Source organism: Vibrio sp. 10N.239.312.C11 (assembly GCF_041466065.1).
Classification (GTDB): Bacteria; Pseudomonadota; Gammaproteobacteria; order Enterobacterales; family Vibrionaceae; genus Vibrio; species Vibrio tasmaniensis_A.
Genome location: NZ_JBFSRZ010000035.1, coordinates 27,987 through 50,067, shown reverse-complemented (window position 1 = coordinate 50,067; position 22,081 = coordinate 27,987). Strand labels below are relative to the sequence as shown.

General features: G+C 43.5%; 24 protein-coding genes and 1 pseudogene. 9 read left to right on the top strand and 16 right to left on the bottom strand.

From position 1 onward, the window contains the following. Nucleotides 1–33 precede the first annotated feature (33 nt). From AB6D07_RS15295 to AB6D07_RS15265, 7 genes and pseudogenes are all read left to right on the top strand, one after another. A complete protein-coding gene (locus AB6D07_RS15295) occupies nucleotides 34–972 on the top strand; it encodes a hypothetical protein (protein WP_372140728.1) in 939 nt (312 codons plus the stop codon). A 22-nt stretch (nucleotides 973–994) separates the two neighbouring features. Further along, on the top strand, nucleotides 995–1,276 hold the full coding sequence (locus tag AB6D07_RS15290) for a hypothetical protein (RefSeq protein ID WP_017103347.1): 282 nt from the start codon (nucleotides 995–997) through the stop codon (nucleotides 1,274–1,276). 193 nt (nucleotides 1,277–1,469) lie between these two features. Then, a complete protein-coding gene (locus tag AB6D07_RS15285) occupies nucleotides 1,470–2,585 on the top strand; it encodes a DUF262 domain-containing protein (RefSeq protein WP_017103346.1) in 1,116 nt (371 codons plus the stop codon). Beyond that, complete coding sequence (locus AB6D07_RS15280; RefSeq protein ID WP_017103345.1) at nucleotides 2,578–3,633, top strand: DUF3696 domain-containing protein; 1,056 nt, start codon at nucleotides 2,578–2,580, stop codon at nucleotides 3,631–3,633. Before AB6D07_RS15285 ends, AB6D07_RS15280 begins: the two co-directional genes overlap by 8 nt. Beyond that, nucleotides 3,626–4,516, top strand: a complete 891-nt coding sequence (locus AB6D07_RS15275) for a type II toxin-antitoxin system YoeB family toxin (protein WP_017103344.1) — start codon at nucleotides 3,626–3,628, stop codon at nucleotides 4,514–4,516. Before AB6D07_RS15280 ends, AB6D07_RS15275 begins: the two co-directional genes overlap by 8 nt. Before the next feature lie 200 nt (nucleotides 4,517–4,716). Continuing rightward, nucleotides 4,717–4,929 (top strand): annotated as a pseudogene (locus AB6D07_RS15270) (hypothetical protein); the annotation flags it as partial. Between the two features lie 315 nt (nucleotides 4,930–5,244). Beyond that, a complete protein-coding gene (locus AB6D07_RS15265) occupies nucleotides 5,245–6,810 on the top strand; it encodes a DUF3987 domain-containing protein (protein WP_017103342.1) in 1,566 nt (521 codons plus the stop codon). A 101-nt stretch (nucleotides 6,811–6,911) separates the two neighbouring features. On the opposite strand, the gene AB6D07_RS15260 is transcribed toward AB6D07_RS15265, so the two are convergent. The 13 genes from AB6D07_RS15260 to AB6D07_RS15200 all read right to left on the bottom strand — a co-directional run bounded on the left by AB6D07_RS15260 (nucleotide 6,912) and on the right by AB6D07_RS15200 (nucleotide 18,192). Beyond that, the gene (locus AB6D07_RS15260; RefSeq protein ID WP_372091685.1) at nucleotides 6,912–7,976 is read right to left on the bottom strand and encodes a tyrosine-type recombinase/integrase; all 1,065 of its coding nucleotides are present in this window, start codon (nucleotides 7,974–7,976) and stop codon (nucleotides 6,912–6,914) included. A gap of 180 nt (nucleotides 7,977–8,156) precedes the next feature. After that, nucleotides 8,157–9,224, bottom strand: a complete 1,068-nt coding sequence (locus tag AB6D07_RS15255; RefSeq protein WP_017103340.1) for a site-specific integrase — start codon at nucleotides 9,222–9,224, stop codon at nucleotides 8,157–8,159. 518 nt (nucleotides 9,225–9,742) lie between these two features. After that, nucleotides 9,743–11,773, bottom strand: a complete 2,031-nt coding sequence (locus AB6D07_RS15250; protein WP_372091686.1) for a hypothetical protein — start codon at nucleotides 11,771–11,773, stop codon at nucleotides 9,743–9,745. Between the two features lie 176 nt (nucleotides 11,774–11,949). Further along, on the bottom strand, nucleotides 11,950–12,249 hold the full coding sequence (locus AB6D07_RS15245) for a phage tail assembly protein (protein ID WP_372091688.1): 300 nt from the start codon (nucleotides 12,247–12,249) through the stop codon (nucleotides 11,950–11,952). Beyond that, complete coding sequence (gene gpM / locus AB6D07_RS15240) at nucleotides 12,233–12,973, bottom strand: phage terminase small subunit (RefSeq protein ID WP_372091690.1); 741 nt, start codon at nucleotides 12,971–12,973, stop codon at nucleotides 12,233–12,235. Before gpM ends, AB6D07_RS15245 begins: the two co-directional genes overlap by 17 nt. A gap of 11 nt (nucleotides 12,974–12,984) precedes the next feature. Beyond that, a complete protein-coding gene (locus AB6D07_RS15235; RefSeq protein WP_065679511.1) occupies nucleotides 12,985–13,350 on the bottom strand; it encodes a phage tail tube protein in 366 nt (121 codons plus the stop codon). Nucleotides 13,351–13,353: 3 nt separating this feature from the next. Then, nucleotides 13,354–14,490 carry a phage tail sheath subtilisin-like domain-containing protein gene (locus AB6D07_RS15230; RefSeq protein WP_372091691.1) on the bottom strand — a complete coding sequence of 379 codons (1,137 nt, stop codon included), beginning with the start codon at nucleotides 14,488–14,490 and terminating at the stop codon, nucleotides 13,354–13,356. Further along, nucleotides 14,490–14,693, bottom strand: a complete 204-nt coding sequence (locus AB6D07_RS15225) for a DUF2635 domain-containing protein (protein ID WP_372091694.1) — start codon at nucleotides 14,691–14,693, stop codon at nucleotides 14,490–14,492. Before AB6D07_RS15225 ends, AB6D07_RS15230 begins: the two co-directional genes overlap by 1 nt. Beyond that, nucleotides 14,693–15,256, bottom strand: coding sequence for a phage virion morphogenesis protein (locus AB6D07_RS15220; protein ID WP_372091696.1), 564 nt, complete (start codon nucleotides 15,254–15,256; stop codon nucleotides 14,693–14,695). The genes AB6D07_RS15225 and AB6D07_RS15220 overlap by 1 nt, the downstream gene beginning before the upstream one ends. Continuing rightward, nucleotides 15,253–15,717 carry a phage tail protein gene (locus tag AB6D07_RS15215; RefSeq protein WP_372091698.1) on the bottom strand — a complete coding sequence of 155 codons (465 nt, stop codon included), beginning with the start codon at nucleotides 15,715–15,717 and terminating at the stop codon, nucleotides 15,253–15,255. Before AB6D07_RS15215 ends, AB6D07_RS15220 begins: the two co-directional genes overlap by 4 nt. Further along, a complete protein-coding gene (locus tag AB6D07_RS15210; RefSeq protein ID WP_372091701.1) occupies nucleotides 15,717–16,166 on the bottom strand; it encodes a head completion/stabilization protein in 450 nt (149 codons plus the stop codon). The genes AB6D07_RS15215 and AB6D07_RS15210 overlap by 1 nt, the downstream gene beginning before the upstream one ends. 121 nt (nucleotides 16,167–16,287) lie before the next feature. Beyond that, nucleotides 16,288–17,322 carry a phage major capsid protein, P2 family gene (locus AB6D07_RS15205; protein ID WP_372091702.1) on the bottom strand — a complete coding sequence of 345 codons (1,035 nt, stop codon included), beginning with the start codon at nucleotides 17,320–17,322 and terminating at the stop codon, nucleotides 16,288–16,290. A 39-nt stretch (nucleotides 17,323–17,361) separates the two neighbouring features. Further along, nucleotides 17,362–18,192, bottom strand: a complete 831-nt coding sequence (locus AB6D07_RS15200) for a GPO family capsid scaffolding protein (protein WP_372091704.1) — start codon at nucleotides 18,190–18,192, stop codon at nucleotides 17,362–17,364. 134 nt (nucleotides 18,193–18,326) lie between these two features. On the opposite strand from AB6D07_RS15200, the gene AB6D07_RS15195 reads away from it, so the two are divergent. Beyond that, nucleotides 18,327–20,078: a terminase large subunit domain-containing protein gene (locus AB6D07_RS15195; protein WP_372091706.1), complete on the top strand. Its 1,752-nt coding sequence runs from the start codon at nucleotides 18,327–18,329 to the stop codon at nucleotides 20,076–20,078. Between the two features lie 21 nt (nucleotides 20,079–20,099). Then, the gene (locus tag AB6D07_RS15190; protein ID WP_372091709.1) at nucleotides 20,100–21,080 is read left to right on the top strand and encodes a phage portal protein; all 981 of its coding nucleotides are present in this window, start codon (nucleotides 20,100–20,102) and stop codon (nucleotides 21,078–21,080) included. Between the two features lie 45 nt (nucleotides 21,081–21,125). On the opposite strand, the gene AB6D07_RS15185 is transcribed toward AB6D07_RS15190, so the two are convergent. From AB6D07_RS15185 to AB6D07_RS15175, 3 genes are read right to left on the bottom strand one after another with little or no spacing between them, the layout of a single operon-like run. After that, entirely contained in the window at nucleotides 21,126–21,377 is a 252-nt protein-coding gene (locus AB6D07_RS15185) for a hypothetical protein (RefSeq protein WP_016785374.1), read from the bottom strand. Next, the gene (locus AB6D07_RS15180; protein WP_372091710.1) at nucleotides 21,368–21,598 is read right to left on the bottom strand and encodes a hypothetical protein; all 231 of its coding nucleotides are present in this window, start codon (nucleotides 21,596–21,598) and stop codon (nucleotides 21,368–21,370) included. Before AB6D07_RS15180 ends, AB6D07_RS15185 begins: the two co-directional genes overlap by 10 nt. A gap of 9 nt (nucleotides 21,599–21,607) precedes the next feature. After that, nucleotides 21,608–22,030: a glycoside hydrolase family protein gene (locus AB6D07_RS15175; protein ID WP_372091713.1), complete on the bottom strand. Its 423-nt coding sequence runs from the start codon at nucleotides 22,028–22,030 to the stop codon at nucleotides 21,608–21,610. Nucleotides 22,031–22,081: the final 51 nt, after the last annotated feature.

The window sequence follows — 22,081 nt, the reverse complement described above, 5'->3', positions numbered from 1 at the left end:
CTGATCAGATCGTAGGTTCTTGATTTAGTTCCATTGAATTACGCAACAAAGCCTCATTACAATAAAGAGATGCTAAAAAACTGGACAGTCATAACAGAGTCAATAAAGAGTGTGCTTGCTAGAGAGAAATATCTCAGCGATGCAAAGCACAAGAACCACCGCAACACAGAAGCAATTTTGAATATTTTTGGCAGTGAAGAGACATCGCTGAATATGATGAAGAATTGCAACAAATATACTCTCTACCAAGCAAGCAGACGAAGAGGTGGTCGCCCACCTACTCCTGCAATCGAAATGGTTTTTGCTCTTCCTAAAGGCATTCGTCCTAGCAGCCGTGAATGGCGCAGAATACTCAATATTATTATGCGTAACCTTACCAGCTCTCTTGATGTCACTGGTCAAGGTTTAGCTCAGATTACGAGGGCTGTAGTACATCAACAGGAGCAATCTGAAGACGTTAGAGGCTCTGGCGATCATCTACATCTCCTGATGGGAAAGTTCACTAATGACCTAGTTTACTTACGAGACCTGCAAAGAAAATCTACAACGAGGCTCGTAAAGAAAGCTTTCAATACTGCGATACTTGAGGTGATGAACATTGATCATCAAAGTTACAAACCACAAAAAAATTATCGCGGTCAAGCCAAAAGGCGTGCACCTCAATGGGTGGTTAAAGCCGCTCGTCGTAATCAAGAAATTGATAACAAAGAGAACGAAACAACACAGCGATTAATTAAGCTGATGAGTCAGGCAACTAAGTGGTTAGAAGCATTCAAGTCAGAAGACTTTAGGCAAATGAATCGACAATACAACCGTATGAAAAAAGAACTTAACGTGGTCGACACCCTAGATGCCTCAGGGGAAGATAAAGAGTTGTCGATAATGTTGAAAAAACTGTTAGATCAAGTCGATAACAAGAGAAGTGGCAACGGCGAAAGCGAGCTGAAAAAAAGTTTGCGTCGTCTTTTTTAAATTTCTACAGTTAAGAAAAATGATGACAAAACTCATACATTTTCCTTATTGCTACCGCCAAGCAATTGTTGAAAGAGCTGAAAAGAATCTACGACAGCGATACAAAGAAAACGACTTATTATTTGAATATGCGTCATTTATCATGATGGTCACCCCTCTGTTAGAAGGTTTAGGTATCAAAGTCGAAGGGGACTTAAACTCTGGCTATAGCGATGGCAGTGCTAATAGGGTCGCTGCCTTAGTTACTGAAATACTTTGGATTGATATGAGGGAGAATAACGTTCGTTACCTCTCCCCCGATTAGATCACATCAATATTTGATTTTTCAGATATAATCAGCACAATTTTATTCTCATAAGTGCTGATTTCCTATGTCTTAAGATACGGCTAACAACAATCAGTAACAGGCAAGATTGATGTTCGTGATTGGGAAGCATAATGCTATGCTTGCCTTAAGCGATGAATGGATTAAAAAATATAAGTAGTTAGGCAAAGACATGACTAATCCCAACGACATTATTGAGATAGAAAATCAAGAAGAACTGGAGTTAAATCGTCACCCACACCCAATGGGAACAGATACAGAGGTTCGAATCGCTAAAGATAGTTACAGCGTGTTTGAGTTTTTACGCCGTGCCGAGCGAGGCTCGCTAGTTCTATCTCCTGATTTTCAGCGCAATAGTGTATGGAATGTGCAGCGCCAATCTGAGTTAGTTGAATCGATTCTAATGGGTATCCCCATCCCCGTGATCTACCTATTTGAAAACGAGCTAGGTATCCGCCAGATCATTGACGGTAAGCAGCGTACTACAGCGTTAAAACATTTTATCAATAATGAATTTGCGCTAAAGCACCTACAAATGCTACCAAGTCTTAATAATCATCATTTTGATGACATTCCACCTTTATTACAATCAAAGCTAGAAGACTATCAATTAAACGTTTATATCATTCAACCTCCGACACCGGAATACGTTAAGTTTAATATTTTTGAGCGTGTTAACCGTGGAGGAATGAATCTTAATAAACAAGAGATGCGCCATGCACTATACCAAGGAAAAGCCACAAAGCTGATGGAGCGTATTGCGGAGTCAACCGAGTTTGCAAACGCTACTGGTCATGGGGTTAACTCAGAGCGAATGCGAGATAGGTACTTGGTATTGAGGTTTATAGCATTCTATCTTCTAACTCTGGGTAAATTACCCAAGAATATTATATATCGCTCTGACATTGATACTTTTCTTGCCTCGGTAATGACTTTTATCAATACAACCGCTTCTGATAGCTTAATCGAAGAAGTTGAATCTTGGTGTATTACAGGAATGGCAAGAGTCTATGAAGTCTTGGGTACTGATGCTTACCGTTTTGCTCCAAAATATGCTGGCGGCAATCGGCGTCCAGTGAATATGGGGTTATTTGAGATGCTGACTTTTTCGTTTTGTTATGTTGATACCAATCTTATTGAATACGATTCTGCTCAAGAAATTGTCGAACAATATAAAGCGGATATTGATAGTGAAGATTACTTATCAGGTTCAATGGACACCGTTGACTATATTAAATTGAGATTTGAAACTGCTTACGAAATCGCACAAGGAATAAACAATGCTTAGACATCTAGAGATTAAAAATTTAAAAGGTATTGACACCGTTACTCTAGAACTCGCCCCTTTAACATTGCTTACCGGGGCTAACTCTTCCGGTAAGTCAACGGTAATTCAAGCTTTAATGCTGCTCATTAAAAATAGCCAAGTGAGTAATCGCTATAGCATGGAAGACCTCGTTCGATATTTAAGTGACTTTACAACAATACGTAATAAAAAAAATAACGCTAAGTCAATTGAACTCGCTGCAGTCGACAGCGATAACACTCACCACTCTATAAAGTTAACATCAGACGGGGTTGAAAAGTCTTCACAGCTACCTTACCTGTACGAATTAGAAGCAAATGAAACAGATAAAGAACTTCTGTACTTAAATGCCAACCGAATAGGTGCTCAAGATTTAGTGCAAGTGTCTGAGCGTAAAGTAGGAAATTTAGGTGAATACCTATTCTCAACCTTCGAAAAAGTGAAAGGGAATATCTTATCTGAATCTTTGCTCAAGTTTGATGGCTCTCAAACAATGTCCTATCAAGTAGGTAAGTGGTTGAGCTTTATTACTGGTTCTGAGACGGAATTAATCACAGAAAAATCTGGTGACCAAGTTAGGGTTTATTTTAACGTAAAAGATATTGATAGCAATGTGTCCCCATTTAACCTTGGCGCAGGGATGAGTTATATCGCTAAGGTTATCATAATATGCTTAATGAGTAAGAAAGGTGATCTTGTACTTATTGAAAACCCAGAAGTGCAACTACACCCGAAAGCGCAAGCACAGCTAGGAGCTTTTCTATCATTTGTAGCAAACAGTGAAGTTCAATTAGTTGTCGAGACTCATAGTGATCATATCTTAAATGCAGTTCGTGTTGCGATTAAAGAGGGCGAATTATCAAGTGATGACTCTAGCGTATACTTTTTTGAACGTTCTGAAGGAGAATCTTCAGCACAAGCTACTCCAATTAAAATTAACGATGACGGTAGTGTAGACAAATGGCCTGAAGGTTTTTTTGATGAATGGGATATCCAGTTAGACAGGCTTCTCGGGATTGAATATGACTAATTTTGTGACATTAAATGAGTCATCTTTGCCTCTGTGCGAGCATGATTTCCAGCAACAGTTGACGACTTACTTTCAGGTAGTCAAAGAGTTAAAGCAAAATGGGATTGAGAAAGTAAGAGTTAATCAAGAATTTAAAGCGATGGACGCTTTCGTAGGGCAAGATAACTTTAGTACCTTCTTAGGTAAATTATCGAAAGAGAGCAGAGACTTTTCTCGTAGAGTAAAAAGTGAACTTGCAAATAACACCAATGTTTACCAAACCCCACTTATCGCTTCAGGTGAAATAAAACAACAGCAAGAGATCACTCAAAATAGTGAGTTTTATTTTGAGGGTGTTCTTAATAATACAGGGTTAGCCTGCGCCTACATTTTTGATACTTTAGCGATCAGTTTCAATACCAATGTAAGATGGAATCATCATCAATTATCAATGGACAAACAATCTATTACTGATACCTGTGAAGTTCATACCGAGTCAATAAATATTAGGCATATTAGTAATGGTGACCACCCACGCTGCCACACTGAGTTTTGGGGGGATATTGATCAAACCTTCGACTCCATTGAGAATGTTGAGCATTGGTGCAGTGAGAACTATGACCGTTTTCGTTTTACCTTAGAGCTTAGTGATAGAGCCAAAGCAGATCTAATAGATATTTATCAACGTAACGATACCTCTTTAATAAATAGCTTAAGAGATAAACTCACGATCATAAGGGTCAACCCACACGCTAACGTAGGGCAAATTGAAAGCTTAACAGGAGATCTATCAGAATTCTTATCTATGAGAATCAATCAGAAAGATCGTTTAGTATATAAGGTAAACAGCCAAGCAAGCAGTCTCAGTATTAGACAGCTACAAGGGCATTATGATGACAATTAGCATCACACAAGAACAAGTGTTTCAAAACGACATCCTTGACCAAGTGCAGTCTAAGGTTGGCTAATGGGAGAGTCAAATAAGTACAACAAAGAGTTGGTACTTTATACTGAATATGTCATCGCCTTTGCTAAGCAGTCACAAACTGAGTAGAGGGATAAACTAGTCAAGCACTACCCAGAAACTGACCGCAATCCAACTGCTACACCAGTTATCGAGTTGCCTATCAACTAGCACATGATAACCCTGCGTCAGACCAAGAAGTCGATAGCAAGAAAGCCGCTACCAAGATGGCGAAGTGGGTTCGTCTGCACCCACACAATATCGCCCAGAAAGTAGAAACCATCATCGAGCACTTCAACAGTAAGATTAAGCATTTGTTAGGCGGTGAAGCAAAAGCGATGAAGGCGTTGTCTGAATAGTTGGTTTCTAAGGGGGTTGCGAGCTTGGTGTTTGATATGTTGGTGTGTGGTGGGGCAAAGCAGCAGAACTCAACCTCGTTTTTTGATGCTGCAAACGCAGTTTGCAGATCAAGAAGCGAGGCTCTGCGAATGCAGAATTGCACTTAATACCATCAATGTGGAAAATGTGGGTGATGTGGATAGACCTACTGTTAGCTTTGATTTAGTTCATTTATAGACCGCACAATACCAGTGCGGCTTTTTTGAAAATCAGCGAAAAAAATTTGCATCGCCGTTCAATAAGATTCATGTTTAAGAAAAATGATTCTTATGAAAGAAAAGAATAATGTTTTAACCCCACCAGAAGTGCAAAACAAAGTTGAGTTGTCTTGGGGAACTCCTCAACCAATCCCTGAAGATGAAGAGCGATTTGACTTAAATAGTGTAAAGCCTCTTCACCCGCAAATGTTGCCCAAAGCGCTGAGAGCATATTGCTATAGTGCAGCGTATTCACTTAACAATACCGCGCCTGACTTTTTAGCTGTCACTTTAATTGCAAGTTTGAGTATTGTCCTCGGCGGCAACGTGGAGGTGCAGCCGAAACAAAATGATAGTTGGTCGCTCAATCCAATATTTTTCTCGATGATTGTCGGCTATGCCTCAGACATGAAAAGCCCAGCGCTCTATGCTGGCGTCAGATTTTTGCAAGAGCTCCAGAAAAACGCACTTGAAGAAGATAATAAGCTCAAGAATATAATCTATGCTGCGCATAAAAGACGCCATGATAAAGAGTATAAGCGCCTGATATCTGAGCTAGATGAAGCAACTGAGCGAGAGGATGACTCTCTAGTCATGGAGTTAGCAGAGCGTTTGTCGACCTTGATTGAACCTGAACCACCAATAGCACGCGAATTGGTTTGTAATGACACTACAATGGAGGCGGCTTGTCAGTTATTAGAGACAAACCCCAGTGGTGTGCTCTGTGTGAGGGATGAATTGAGCGGGTGGTTCGACTCATTAAGGAAAAATGGGCGAGAGGAAGAGAGAGCGTTTTACCTTACTGCGCATGATGCCTCGAATAGTGAATATAAACAGAATCGGGTGACGAGAAAAAATATCGTACTGAAACGATTATGTATGTCTGTCGTTGGCGGTATCCAACCCAAAATGCTCCGAAGAGAGGTTATTGAGAAGCTCAAAGGTGTCAAAGACGACGGGTTACTCGAACGATTTTTGCAGATGGGTGTCATGCCTGATATCCACAACATTAAAGCTACAGATACAAAAATTGATGGCGACCTCGCCAAAGCTGTGATGAAATTTTTTGAGTTATTTAGCCAATTCGATACACCGCTTGAACCAGTGACATTCACCTTTAGTCCTGAAGCTCAAAAACGTTGGGATACTTGGAATAAACAAGCAGTAGAAAGGCAGCTATCAGCGACAGAATCGCTTCAATCGTTCTATGGAAAAAGACCTGCCCACTGTGCCAAGTTAGCGCTAGTATTCCACCTTGTCGATCAAGCTACAGAGCAGTTACATGAGACGTCATTTAAGCCGAACCTGCGCATATCCAAGCGTGCCCTATTGCAGGCTATCAGTTGGAGCAGTTATCTAGAGCTGCATGCACAACGTATTATTGCGTTATCAAACTCTAAAATCATCAGTTACGACTCTGCGAAGAAGCTGGAGTCCAAACTAAGACACTTATACCCATACTTCACAGCGCAAGACATTGCGTGGGCAAAATGGAAAGATCTGAAAGACAAATATGAACGTGCTGATGCGATTCAAATGCTAGAAAAACTGGGTTATATCGTTGAAGACCAGATCCCCTCAAAAAATGACGGTCGACTCGTCAAAGGTTATCGTGTACACCCTTGTTATATTGATTGATGCTAGCTAGCAGTGCTCAATTAACCATTTAAAAAGTAGCCACCATTCGCTGAACTTGAACTGAGTGGTGGCACTTGAGGGTATTAGGCTTAACTTGAGCTCTACCTAGTAGACAGTTCGATCAACCGTAAGTAGTGCCCATACAGAATTTTTGTACTCTGATTCCCTGTTATTTTCCCAATTTCTTCAAGAGTTTTTCCTGCCTTGTACATGGTTGTGACTGCATGGGCTTTTAAGTCTCTGAATTGGTAGTCTTCGATTCCTGCTTTTCGCACAGCTTTACGGAATTCTGTGCTGATGCTACTGCCAACGTAAGGGAATATACGTTGATCATCTGGCGCCTTTCTTTGTATTTGCCTTTCAATGAGATGAACCTGTGATTCAGTTAGCTGTAATACTGAAGTTGGCTTTCGGCACGTTGGGCTTTTTCTGTTTCGTATGGTTAGGGTCTGTTTATCTCTGTTGTAGTCATCCCAAGATACTTTTGTTATCTCTCCTTGTCTTGAACCTATTTCACTGGAGAGCTCGACAATGTCATCCAAAGGAAGTGCTGTATTTTCCGCTTTCACGAATTTCATTAGTCGTTTCATCTCTTCGCCTTTTAAAAGACGTTCCCTTGGTATGCTTTGTGCTATGACTTTGCGTTGACGAAGAACGTCACATGCATCTTTGAAAACCTCAGCATCGAATTTTAAAGTAAATATGGTTTTTGCTTGCTTGAGAGCTGACTTCAAATTAGAAATATCTACACTTAAAGTAGCGGGTGAGATCTTAGGGTTTTTTGCCTTTCTTTCTTCAGCAAATTCAAGTAGGTGACTCGGCATGAGGTAAGCTAGCTCAATTTTTGCAATAGAGAACTTCTTGAGCATCTTTAAATTTGAAATGACCTTTTGGCTTGTTGTTTTCAAAAATGCCTCATCAGATATTAGCTTATCTAAAGCGCATCCTACGGTAACTTCTTTGTTGCGCTTTAGATAAACTAATCCCTTGTAGCCTTCTTTTTTTTCAATTTGCTTCGCCTTTTCTAACCATTGTATAGCTTGATGTCTTGAGTCAAATGTTCTGCAAACTTCAATTAATTTTTTCCCGAAGAGGTGCTTCCTAATACGAGCTTTGAACTTTAACTCGTCTTTTCTTTTTACTACTTCAACCGTTGTTGTTGCCATACTGACTTATTAATGTGATTTAATTTGAGGCTCAATCTAAGAGCATTGAGGCTGCCAGAGCAAATAATTGACAGAATTAGAGAGTCTTAGACTGTTTTGTGTAACAAACTTGATACGAGGTGTATCAATTAATGGAGGGAAAAGCGAGGTGCATGCTTACCCTCGCTTCTTTTCTCTGAGCTAACGTTTGTGCATAGCTTCGACCCCTAATCTAAGATAGATATTATTAAGAACGTTTATGTCTCGATGTCCTGTGATCTTACTTATTTGAACTACATCTAACCCTCTCTCAAAGAGCCTACAAGCCCCTTCAGATCGCAAGTCATGATACCTAAGATCTTTAATACCTTTAGCCTTAGCGACTCTTTGCCACGCAGCGGTAATTGATCTCGCTTCAACAGGAAAAATTAGGTCATTGACTCGTGGTTGGCGCAAGATTATTTCTTTAGTTTTCTCGTCTAAAGGGATTGTGGTGTTGTTCCCTATCTTGTTACGAGGGTTCTTTCTATTTCGTACAGTAAGAGTTGCTGAGGAGCTATTGAAGTCATCCCAGCGTAACTTTGTAATTTCACTGACCCTCATACATGTATTAATAGATACATGAAAGATATCAACCAAAGGTATGTGTGAAGCGTGATGTTGCTGCCTTTGAAGTAAACCCTCCTCCATAATTCTTAGCTCTTCAGGGGTTGGACGTCGATCCCTTTGGTTTGATCTACCAATTAGCCCGTAATGAATCAGCGATGGTATAGCTTCATGGTGAGCCTGCGTATTCGCTTTATATCCAAACATGGCATTAGCTACATCAAGAACGCTTTTTAGATAGGTAATATCATGATAAATGGTTTGAGGCTGAGGACACGAGTCTTCAGCTTGTCTCATTTTGCAGTGTTTGATGAGGTCATAAGCTTGTATCTCATGAGAGTACAGCAGTGCTAACGGGTATGTTCGCAGTCGACTTAATACTGCATGTTTTGAACGACCAATGGTTGGTGCTATAACGGGGTCATTCATATAAAGCGTTATTAGATCACCTATCGTAATGGTTTTAGACTTAGAACTACCATTAGGGATTCCGTTCGTCTTTAGGTTCTCAAGTGTCTCTGCTGCCCACTTTTTTGCGTCAGTGCGTTTATCAAACGTCTTTGACTCTTCATACAGCTTTTTCCCTTTGCGGGTGAGTCGGATACGAGCTTTATATTTTGTTCCCGTTTTTCTCTTGATTGTTTCTATTGTAGATGTAGCCATTGTAAACCTCTTTTTGGATTGAAAGAGGCTGTTTCTAGTGTGAGTTTTGTCACGAAATGCCAGTGTGTGTATAATCCACCGCATTTCGTTTTTAATGTCCCTCAAATTGTCCCCTAAAATGTCCCTTGGGGGACAATAAGGGGTATTTGAGTGTTTCAACCTTGCAACAGTCGATCAAAGGGTTATTGATTAAGTTGTTGCTTTATAAGGAATAATTTCAATGTATCAATCAAACCGACTTTCTGTTGCACCGATGCTCGATGGGATCTACTTTTCAGGTAAATAAAGGGGTTGGGTTGTTTTAGGCGTACCATAGGCGATCTTCTAACTTTCGGTACACCTTTTTATTGTTGAGTACGCCTTAACTCAGAACACGAAAAACCGCCTTGTTTGGCGGTTTTGTGTTTTTGGTGACAAAGCAACGGTATTTCAAAAGTTATCGAGTGTAGTTATCCATGACTATGCTGCAGCTATAAAAAAGCACCCTTACTGGGTGCTTTGGTTTTAGTTCATTGTTCTTAAAAGCTTGTCGCCATATTCCCCACGTCTAAGTTCAAATCTATACCCTTATCACTCTTAGCTTTATCTATCGCGACTGGCGCTTGAGACTTTATGGTGAGTGACACTTCAGACTTACTTTTCATCGTCTGATTTGTTACTGGCTTATAAGATGAGCCATACGCATTACTGGTCTGTGGGCTCGCTTGGTTTTGGTAGCTGTTGTAATTGATGTGAGTGTATTCATTTGTCGGTTGTGACATCGAACTACCATCTTGAACTGAGCTTGGCCAATTCTGTTGGTTTCGCTTTGCCTCTTTGGCCTGCTGTTGTACCTCTGGTGCGTATTGGGGGATCTTTACTGGGGTTAAATCACTACCCAATATTGAGTTTGGTTGGTTGTGTTGTACTCGCTTTATCTCTTTGGCTTGCTGTTTTACTTCTGGGATATACGGCACAGGCTGCGCTGAGTTTGGTTGGTTGTTCTGTATTTGCTTTGTCTCTTTAGCTTGAACCTTTACTTCTTTGCTATCTTCGCCATCGTTCCAAAAACTGTCCCAGACTGATTTGACGGTATCCATAATGTTGGTGAGGCCGCCAAACTTATCAATTAGATAACCCACTCCTGCAATTAAAGCCCCAACCCCGATGATCACTGGCCCTAATGGATTAGCAAGTGCTACAGCGTTAAGACCAATGAGCATAACTTTCAAGCCTGCCAACGCACCGACCACGGTGCTCATATTTTCACTTATCCATAAAAAGCCGCTGCCTAATACTTTAAAGGCTTGGAAGGTTCTGGTTACTATATCTCGCAGCTGGGCGATTGCGCCTTCTCGCCAGTCCATGTTTTTCATGTTGAGCGCCAAATCTTCCATCATGAAAGACAGCTCGGCCATGATGGGTGTAAGCGCACTAATTTTCAGTGAGTCGACAATCGCGCCCATTTTTTTTAGTGATGCGGTAAACATGCCAGCGTTCTTAACTGACTCGTCGCTAACTGCGCCGCCGCTATCTCTTAAAACCTGTTTCGCTTTGGCTAGGCCGTCTGTTCCAGATCGCAGTACCGCGAGCATTTTTTCACTGTCGCCACCAAAGAACTCATCGGCCATGAAATTCTGTTTTGACTCGTCGGTTTCTTTGGCAATTTCACGCAGCAATACCTGGTAAGCTTCTGTTGCGTTCTTCGCTTGCATTAAGTCGTTGTACGCTTTCTCGTTGCCAGTGTCTTCAAAGTAGTCGTTCATTGCGCCTTTCTGGAAGGTTTTCATTTCTCCCCAACGCAACATCATTTCTTTTACGGCAGCATCCATGTCTTCAGAGTCGGCACCCGCTAACCTTGCTTGCATGCGCAGTGCTTGAAGTTCGCTTACTGGCATTTTTACATCTTCAGCTGCACTTGCCATGTCGTCGAGCTTGGTGGCTGTATCGCTAATGATTAGGCCAAAGCCTGTCATTGAGCCGATTATACCGGCACCCGCAATCAGCCCGTTTTTAGCGCCTTCGACAGTTGGCATTTTTAGGGCTTTGTTTAAGCCGCGGGGAATTTTCATGGCCTTTTGCAAGCCGATGTATTTCTTTTTTAGCTTGTTAATTTCTTTGCCGTGGCCTTTGTAACTTTGATTTAGCCGTGAGTATTCATCGTCTAGCTTGTAAACCTTCACGCCCGTTTGGGTGAGTGATTTACGAATCTTAGACATGTTATGCATGAAGCCTTGTTGTGAGTCGTTCAGCTTATCGACTTTGGCTTGCTGCTTTTCTATCTTGGCGGTTAAGGCTGCACTGGGCTTTTGCAGTTCTTTGTTTTTCTGTTTAAGCGCTTCGAGCTGCTCGACTTCGGCTTTTAGTGCCAGGTTGTTATTTTTCTTAGCGACTTTTAATTGCTTATACGTGTCGATCATTCCCATCGCTGCCGAGTCGTTCGCTTGGGCTTTCTCTACTTCTTTTATCTGCTTACTGTATTTATTGGTTTCCTCTCTCATCCCTTTCAGCGGTGCACTCACACCGTCAAGAATGTTGAGTCCAATAGATAAAAGCATCTTCTTGGCCATAGGTTTGCTCCTTAATAAAAAAGGGAGCTAATTGCTCCCTTCTGGATGTCGTTTATGTAATTCACCGCAAAAATAGAGCACTTCATCAAGGGTCAGTTTGTCTATTTCACTTGGTTGCCAACGAAAGCCTATTGCCAAGTCGGTGTAGAACGGCTCAATGTACGGGCAGTGTTCGATTAGCTCCCCGTATTGCCGAAAAAACTGGCGAGGCCCACAAGCAACGGCATCCAGTTTGCCGGATCGAGATTTTGCATATCTCGTTCGTCTAGCTCTGAAATGCGTGGAATGACTTGGGTGCCAGCTTCGAAATCACCTTGAGCCACATCGAAGATATTCACGCCACGTAAATGACCGGCATGAGGTTTTGAAAGTTCGACCTCTTTAATAGTCACCTCGACATTCTTGATTGTTTTCACAATCGGAACAGGTAAGGGGATCACTTTCATTTCGCCTTTGTCTTTAATGGGGTTGGTCATAACCAAGCTCCTTTTGTAATGCTTCTAGTTTCTTCTTCACGCCGCCTTGTGGGTCTAGTTTCATCACTAGCTCAAATAGGTTGTGCGCCTTTTCTTTATCGCCAGCGTCGAAGTACCAATTACCGACTAGGCGGAACATCTTCACTTTGAGTGGGGCGTTGGTAGCAATCTCACCCGCCAGTAAATCATTTACGGCTTTAAGCAGGTATTCGCGCTTGTACTCTTTCTTTTCAGTGTGCGCTTTGTGCGTGTACTTAAACACATAATCACAGAAGCCCGTTTGACCGTTCACTTTGAAATTAGCCGGCGTTTCTAACCCGCCATCAATGGCCGCTCGAAAGTCATCGTGGATCTCTTCAAACTTGCCAAGGTCGAAGTGCCACATATAAAAGCACCACATCACATCGAGGTTGCCGTAGTCGCCTTTGTGGGTTTCAAGCAGCTTTTCAACCAGTGGGCGGTACTTGTTAATGAGCTCTTGTTTGTACGGGTCTTTCTCTTTCGAGCCAGACAAAGTACGCAAGCGGCTTTGGTCTTGCTTAAACACGTTCTGTGTTTCTTCCCAAGGCTTATCAGCAAAAGCAGTGCGAACGGATTGACTCAATGCTGATTCGCTAATTACGCCAACATCGTTGAGAAGGTCGACACTGTCGGTAGCTTCAAAGGTTTCAACCGTTAATGGTTTATCCTTCAGAGCCTCTCGTTTCATCAGTATGGATATCATGGTGTTTCTCCTTACTGCGGGATGAGTTCGTCACCGTTGAAGACCACTTCAAGCTGACCATCTTTTACCGCGACGGTAAGTGGGTCGACTGTCCATGCGCCTTTCAAGGTGTATGCGCGGCTTGTGTTCGTTTCTAGGGTGATGTCTTCACCCACAAAATCAGCAATGGCTTTCTCATCGGTGTCTTGAGCGTGAATGATGGTGCACTTGATGAAAGGCGCATCTGAGAATTGCTCAGAGAAACCCAAAGGGCCATCGTCACCCATGACGGTTTCTCGCTTCATGTTGCCCATCCCAAATTCAGCGCCTTCTTTAAGGGGAAGGCGCCCCAATGAGCCTGCGTTAAGGACGGCACGGCTAGTAATTTTTGTTCCCATGACTTACTTCCTAAATTGAATTTTGCCTGCAACGATAATCAAACCGTTCACGAACTGCGGTGAATCTTGGTAGTTGACGCGCTGCTTGTTGGTTTTATCAAGCTCGACAATGAGCGACTTTTTGTAGCCATCGAAATCTTGCACGATGCCTTGGTATTCGAGATCTCGATACAAGGTCAACAACTTGGCCTTGAACATGGTCGGCGTAACAATCGGCTGACCTTTAGCGAACTTGGCACCGTCTTTCGCAACCTTATGGCGAGGGTAGACACTTAAGATCAACGAGCGCTGTTTCTGACGGAAGTACATGGCGGTTGCAGGTGTCATTACATCGAGGTAACTGTTGTCTGTTACGCCAGCTGCGTTTTCGGTGTAAGCCGTTACAGCACGTTCAATTAATACTTCATTCGCTGAGTTCACTGTGTAGGTACTCAAGCCTTCATACAAAAAGAGGTTGCGTTCAGCCCAATCCCACTCTTGCGTTGCCAGTGAATAAACACCGTTTAACTTGAGTGTTTGTAGCGGCCTGCAAGGGTCGATAGCCAATGACGGGGCGATTTGACCTACCCATGCACCAATGGCTTTTGCATCTGACAACGCTTGGTCTTTAGAGTCACCAAAGTTGTTGATTGGCAGGAAGTTGATTAACGGGCAGTTGCTCTTTGCTGAAAAGGTAACTAGCTCGGCGTGGGTGCCTTTCTTCGGTAGATACGCAATACCTGGCACTTGTTCTAATGCTGTATAACGGTTTTCAAGAAAGGTACCCAATTCGCGAATGGTAGTGTCGTCGTTCAATGAGCACATGATGTGGTGGTATTGCGTGTCACCCAGCGCGGCCAATGCACTTGCGATATCACCGCTACCCACGCTGATCGCGTAAATTGGCATGGTTTTATCTTGCTTACGGAAGTAGGTGATCATTTCCACAATGTCGCTACTTGCACCAAACGAGTCTGCCGCTTTTGTCTCATCCATACAAAGCGTGACTTTATTGTGAGCGACCTTTGCACCACTGACCGCATTACCGATCGCCAAAACAACTTGCAAGTCTTCTGCGCTGTTTGCCAGGCTATTATCAATTTCAATGTAGACACCGGGAACGCGAGCGGTGCTTGGTACTTCAGCAAAACCAATAGTCATTATTTAGTTTCCTTCTTGGCTGTGGGCTTGGCTGTTTTGTCGATATCCACGACACTTTCTTCAGCGAGTCGACGTAGCCAGTAAGCGTTGCGAGGCTTTTCTTCACCTGCTGCTTTCAATGGCTTTCGGGTAATTGGGTCTTTCACGATTAAGCCTTTAGTTGCAGGCTTAATTTTGAAAGTGGGTACTTTAGATTGATTCATTAGGCAGCGTCCTGTAGCTGTAGTACAAAATATTCGGCTGCCATCGCTATAAGCTCTTGCTCTAGTTCTGGAGCCCAACCAATAAGGGTGCGTTTCGTCATCCTGTAATTGTTCTTAGTGAGTGTCCCTCCTTCCCATCGGCTTGTTTTACTGTTGTAAAAACCATTTGCTCGAGTAGTAAAAGAAACGCTTTGACCTTCATTGTGCTCAGCAGCAACTTTCCCTGCTATACCTTTGATGCCGACTTCAAAGCTATCGTCACTGACGTAAGTTCGTAGCGAGCGACTAAAACCCATCAACATGTTTTTATTGTTGGTGGTATTTAAAGCGGTGCTATAAACCTTGCCGTCGATATCTTTATATATTCTTGTTTTCTTTCTTTTTCTTCGTGATTGATACGGATTATTGTCTATATCTCGCTGAGCGCGAATTTGCTGACGAAAGAACTGCCGTGCGCGGTTGGCCATTCGTTTATTCAGCTCAAACTTATCACTGGCCGTAAGCACTAAACTTTCCACAACTTGAGTCAATTGCTCAGGCGTCGCGAGTGTTAATTCACTCATGGCAAATCACTTAAGTGGCCGACAAAGTGGACCAATTCACCGAGTTGGTCTTCATCGGCTCGCGCTTCAAAACCACTGACACAGTCATAACGGGTATCACCTTGCTTCCAATTTCCTTGTTCGCTTTCTTGAAGGTCGAACTCTTCACGAATATCAATTTTCAGCTTGAGATCAAACACACCTTTATCGAGAGGCTCTAGCGCGAACGTCGGCATGGGTAAGCCTTTTTCTGCTCGCTCTGGGTCGAACTTATTAAGCCAGCTGACTAAATGCATAAACAAAACTTGCGGCTCTAGCTTGGCGCTTTGCAAGAAAACGATGGCGGTGTATTCAATTTCAAATCCATCGACAAAAGCACCTTGTCCACAAAATAAAGCACCATCCTCCGCCCACACGTCCATTTTGGCCGCGTCTGTCACATGGCTTTTGAATAAGTCCGTTAAGCTTTGCAGTGCTTTCATTACACTCTCTCGAAGCAGTAGGTTTCTTCTGCGTGAATTAATATGTCTACCGCTTGGCGGTACTGCACTTCGCACTCTTCTTTCTTACTGGTGAGCGCTTCTTGTCTGTCAGCGGCTTCGGCGGTGGCGTCACCACTCATTTGCACGCTAATCAGTTGCGCGGCGGTTAGTGCGAACACGGCCTGCTTGTAAAGTGTTTCGGCAGAGTCATCATCATCGAAGCGCTTTTGGGATAATGCTGTCAAACTAGCAAAAGGCACTAAGGTGTCTTTAAGCTCAGAATGCACTTTGATGCGTGACACCTTCGCGTGATGCAGAATGCCTGCCTCTGTCTCATTGCTTTGGAAATGGTACAGAGACTGAAACTCTGAAATGTTCAGTACTGGGTATTTGCCCGTTTCTGGCAACTGAGATTGATACGGTTTGTTTTTGTTGCCGACAAATTCCATGATTTATCCTTGTTGGGTTAGGGAATGCAGGCCGACAATCGCGAATAACAGTTAGCACCAAAGCGCATCTGAAACAGCAATAGAGCCTGCATTGAGGGGGTGTTAGTTTTTAGCGCTTGGCTTAATGCCAGGCATCGTTAATCCAAAGCTTCACGTTTTTGAATTCGATCGCTGCAGCTTTACCTAGCTCTTCAATCACGTAAGCCATGTTCATCGACTCAAAGTTTTCAATTTGGTCTTTTTCATCGTTCTTCTTACCTGTAGAGCGGCGAATAGACCCTTCTTGAATGTAAATGGACAGGTTGTCGTAACTGGTGACCATGATGCCCGTAGAAGGGAAACCTGGTACTTTCACAGCAGGCAAACCGCCATAAGTACCGATGACTTGCAGCTCTTGGATTTTGCCTTTCTCGCTTGGCGTGTTGCCGTGTGCTTCGTAGAACTTGGCTTTGTCGTAAGCAAGCAGATCAGAGCCGATGATGGCTACAAGGTTTGAATCGTTTTCACATGCGTCATGCAATAGATTTTTCGTTTCAAGTACCGCTAGGTCTAGGTTGATGAAGTCACCACCTTGGCCAATACGCACTTCACCTACGTTCTTACCTTGTTTGATAAGTCGCGCTGCGTTGTGGTCACGCATGGCTTGGAACCAACCTTTGTTTACGTCTTCACCGTTCGGGTTCGCGCTTGCATCGGTATTAACAGCAACGCTTTCGCCATACCAACCGATAGTGATTTTGTTGGCGTCAATCTGTTCGCGAGTCGCTTTACTTAGCAAGGTGTTGAAGTTTTTATGATGTGCCCATGCATCTACTTTTGCGTAACGTAGCGCAGTATCAAAGTTCACTTGCTCACACATGTAAGGCATTGCCCCCATGCTTGAGTGATCTTTAGGTGTGCGCTTGCCTGCACCTGAAGTATCGGTACGGCTGGCAATCATGCCTGTTACACCAAGGCCAATGGATTCACCTTTTTGGTTCTTCACTGAAATGATGTTGATTTTTCCTAGGAACCAGTTGCTTTCACGGATAGCCGCAATAATGCGCTGAGTGCCATTAGGGCTCACGTTGAACTTTTGAGTGGCATCGTCCACATCATTTTGTGCAGCTACCGCTTTCACATAAGCATTAAGCTTTACTTGGGTATTCTTTTGCATGTTCTTACCTGTTTTAATTCGTTGATAACAAGGTTTAAGTTAAAGGTAGTTTTCTGCGTCATCACCTTCGCCTGCTAACTGGCGCTGATCTTCATCGGTTAGCTTGCTGAGCTTTTCGATTTGACCTGTTAGGCTTTCTACCTGTGACGAAAGAGTCTCGACTTGACCTTTCAGATCAGTCACTTCAGCACCTTCTTCGACTTCAGGTTCTTGCGGCTGACCATTGGTGTTGAGCTTTTCAACTTGCTCACTTAACTGGCTTAGTTGCTGCTGATTCTCTTTGCCTTGCTCAATGCTTTGCTTGAGTAGCTCTTCAAGTTCTTTACTCATGTCATCTTCTTCCTGTTGTTGTGAGAGCTGCTCAAGTTCACTTTCGCCCTTAAGCCAGCGTTTAAATTTATTGAACATCGAGGCTTCTTCTTCCTCGGTGCTTTTAGAGAGTTGTTCCAAGGTGATTTGAAAGCTCGTTGGGACACACGCTTTATCTTTGCTGTTAGCCGACAATTGAATCTGTGTCGTACCTAACGATGCAGGCTCATCAGTCAGGGCCAATCCGGTCAGGTAGGCTTTCCCTGTGTCTGCAAACTTTTCATAGAACTCACATGAGGTATGTAAAAGCTGGCCTTGCTCAGCCATACGTAAAAGCATTGAGTTTGGTTTCAGTACTGCGAATAGCTTGTCTTCTTTCTTTTCTACAGATAGGACTGAGCCATACTTGTTGCTCCACGGGTAATGGTCTGCATTGATTCGAGCTGTATAGACTTCTGGGTTGTAAGTTTCTGCGATCTCATCAATGATTTTTTGCTCAATGACTCGACCATCAATGGTTGCTCCTGCCTGTAAAATACAAATTAGCTCTGATTGGAACATGCCTAAACTCTCCTAAATTCGATGATTCCAATTTACCCAATGCCTCCGCCTTTTTGTATTTGTCCTAGTTCTAAACGCTTGATATAGAAATCGTTCAAGCTGAGTAATCACAAGCGCTGTAGCACTATGCAAACATGGAAAATAATGTTGTTAGCGAACCGCTATATACCGCCGACCAAACCAAAGCTTTGGGACTGTTTTTACGCCAACGTAAGCCTGCAGAAATTGCAGAAGCGGTTAGCGTAGCCACACGCACGGTTCAAAAATGGATAACTCAGTTTGATTGGAAGACGCTGAGGGATGACGCGCCCGTCGAATTAATGATGAGACAGCGCATTGCTTACTTGATGTGGGTTGACCAAAAGCTTGAGAGCCAAGAGCGTGAGCTCAAGATGCTGCTCGAACAGCAATTCAAGCGTGATGAAGCAGAGCAAAGGCGCAACCGACCAGCTGGCCGAAGTGATGGTGAGCAAAAGCGTGGGCGTAAGTCGAATAAGGTGAAGAACGATGTTTCCCACATCACCAAAGAGATGTTGGACGAGTATCGCGAGAAAACCTTTTTCGAATACCAAAAAGAAATTCACGGCCATAAACAAAACGATGAGATCAATGAAGTGCGCTTTTATCTTAAGTCGCGTCAGATTGGTCTTACGTTCTATTTTGCCTTTGAGGCGTTTGAAGATGCGGTGCTGACTGGCGACAACCAGGTGTTTATCTCTGCGTCGAAAAAGCAGTCGTATATCTTTAAAAACTACATTCGTAAATTTGCGCTAGAGATTGGCGAAGTTGACCTTAAAGGTAAGGACGACATCGAGTTAAGCAACGGCGCAAAACTTGGCTTTATGTCGACCAACGTGGCGACCTCTCAAGGTTTTAACGGCCACATGTATTGGGATGAAGTGTTTTGGATCCCTCGCTTTGCTGAGTTGGATGATTATGCAGGCGGTATGTCGATTCAGGCGCAGTTCCGCACCACTTACATTTCAACCCCTTCCACCATGGCCCATGAAGCCTACCCGAAATGGCAAGGCAAGAAAGAGCACGGCATTGATATCAGCCACAAGGCACTTAAAGCCGGCGCTTTAGGTGTTGATTTTATCTTCCGTCAAATGATCACGGTTGATGATGCGATTAAGAAGGGCGCGACCTTCTTTAACATGGATAAGCTTAAGCGTAAGTATCCGGTTAAGGAGATTTTCGACAACCTGTTGCGTTGTAAGTTTTTGGACGACAGCGCTTCGTTCTTCTCATTGAAAGCATTACTGGCCTGTAAAGCCGATACGTCACTGTGGAAAGATGTCGACCATGAGAAAGCAAAACCAGTGGGTAACGCTGAGGTTTTGGTCGGTTATGACCCAAGAGGTGGCGGAACGGGTGAAAGTGCCGATGATGCAGGCCTTGTGGTGGCGTTGAAACCTAAACGCAAAGGCGGCGTGTTCCGACTGATTGAGCGAGTGCGCCTTAAAGGCTCTAGCTATGAGCAACAGGCTGACACCATTCGCAGCATTACCGAAAAATACAATGTGGTGTACATGGCGATGGATACCAGTGGCGTAGGCTCTGCGGTTGCAGAGCTTGTTCGCAAGTTTTACCCCGCTTTGGTTGAGTTGGATTACTCACCCGAAGTAAAACGTTTGATGGCGTACAAATCACGAGAAATCATTAACAGTGGCCGCTTACAGTTTGAAGCGGAGTGGGATGATCTCGTTCACTCATTCTTAATGATTCGCCAGCAGACCACCAAAGTAAGTAACCAAATTACCTTTACTTCCAACCGCAGCAAAATTGGCTCTCATGCGGATTTAGCCTGGGCGTCTATGCACGTTCTGCGTTGGGAGCCGATTGATATTAATAACGACACCGACACCACTGTCGAGTTCTTCTAGCCTAATTTTTGGAGAGACCAAGTGATAGAGATTGAATTTTCTAAACCCGTGAGCGTGATGAACAGTGACATTCTCAGTTATTTAGAAGTGGCGTTGGTTGATGGGTTATACGAACCACCGATCGCCTTAGATACGCTAGCCAAAGCACTGCGCACCAACCCGATGCATTCGAGTGCGATTGAGTTTAAGCGCAATACGTTAATGCACGCCATTGCGTTGAGTGGGCTGCTTTCACGCCAAGATGCAAAGCGCTTCATTCAAGACTACCTCACTTTTGGTGGGGCTCACCTTCAGGTGATTCGGGATTATAGAGGTTTAGGCGAAGTCGTTAAGCTCAAGCACTTACCGACACTTTACATGCGTAGGCGTGAAGACTTGGGATGGACGTATAAGCCAAGAGCTTACGATGATGATGGCCGTATCGACTACAAACATAACCAAGTGTTCTATTTGGGTGATTATGACGTTGCTCAAGAACTGTATGGTTTGCCGAGTCACATTAGTTCTTTGACCTCTATTTGGCTGAACGATGATGCTACCTTGTTTCGTCGTCAGTACTACCGTAACGGTAACCATGCAGGTTACTTGCTGTATATGAACGAACCTTCGATGACTGAGAAGCAAGAGAAGGCGATCAAGAAGCAGCTGCAAGCTCAAGAAGGTATGGCGTTTAAAAACTTGTTTGTGAACGCCAAAGGTAAAGACACCAAAGCACCTGAGCTCAAGCCAATTGGTCAGGTGGAAGCCAAAGACTCATACAAAGAAGTGAAGAACCAGACCATGAACGAGGTGCTTTCGGTTCACCGCGTGCCAATCGAGTTGATGAGCATTCGTCGCGAGAGTATTACTTCACTGGATTTGAATAAGGTGGATTGGCTGTTCCACAAGAACGAGTTGCTGCCGTTGATTGATATGATGCAAGAGCTGAATGATTTTGTGGGGAGCGAGGTGATTATGCCGAATGAGTATAAAAAGTTGGATGCGGCACAACCGCAAGAATAACGCGTAGTACAAACAAAAATACCGCCCATAGTGAGGCGGTATTTTTTATGCGGCTTCCTTGCCTTGAAGTAAGGTGTGTAGGCGGTCGAACTCTTTCACCATGCTGCGTTCTATTCTGTCGCCTAGCTCTTTGACATCATCTTTGGTGGCGTAGGTTTCCGCTACGTGAGTCTTGTGCTCACCAAGCTCTTTCGATAGCCGAAACAGGTAACCAATCAGCAAGCTAAGGATAAGGGTGACAAAGGTACAAAACGCTATCACTGCGTTAAGCCAGTTCGGATCTATTGTCATTCCCATTGTTCGACCTCTTTGAGTTTTTTACCTTTCAGTGAATGGATAATGTCATTCACTGTTTCTTGTGTGACATCGTTCGTTGTGAGGGTTTTTAGCTTTTCTAGGCCCCAAATTACAAGACGAGAGGCGAAGCGCTCAAGAATCACTTTCCATGCGACTTTTAAGATTAAGCCTTTCAGCACTTCCCATAGGGTTTTACCTAAAATTCCGGTAATAAAGTTCATAACCATTCCTTACTTTTGTGTTGGTTCAGTTCCATAACGCATCATGTCGCTGAGTGTTTCAGAGCGGTTACCCACCTGTCTTGCCCAGCGACTGTTTAACATTTCATTAGCGGCCGCCTGCCAAGCTTGCTGTTCAATGAGAGCAATGGTCTTTTTGAATTTCTGAAAACGTGGCAAGCCCATATTGAAGATCATGTCGACAATTACAGCCTGGCGAACTTCATTCAGAGCGCTGAAGAAAGGTAAGGTTTGAGCCTGTTCAATCACTTCGTCAATATTGTGTTGAAGTAGCTGTTCGGCTTCTTCTAGGGTAATGCCGTTGTCACTAAGGTTGCGGCCATAACCGATGGTGAGTTTTCCCATGCTGCATCGATACGGCTTGAGCCGAAGACCTTCATGTTTCTTAATCAGTGTTGTGGCTAACGTTTCCATACTGGCGACCTAATGTAATGAACTAGGCTTAGTTTACCGTGGTGGTTAAGT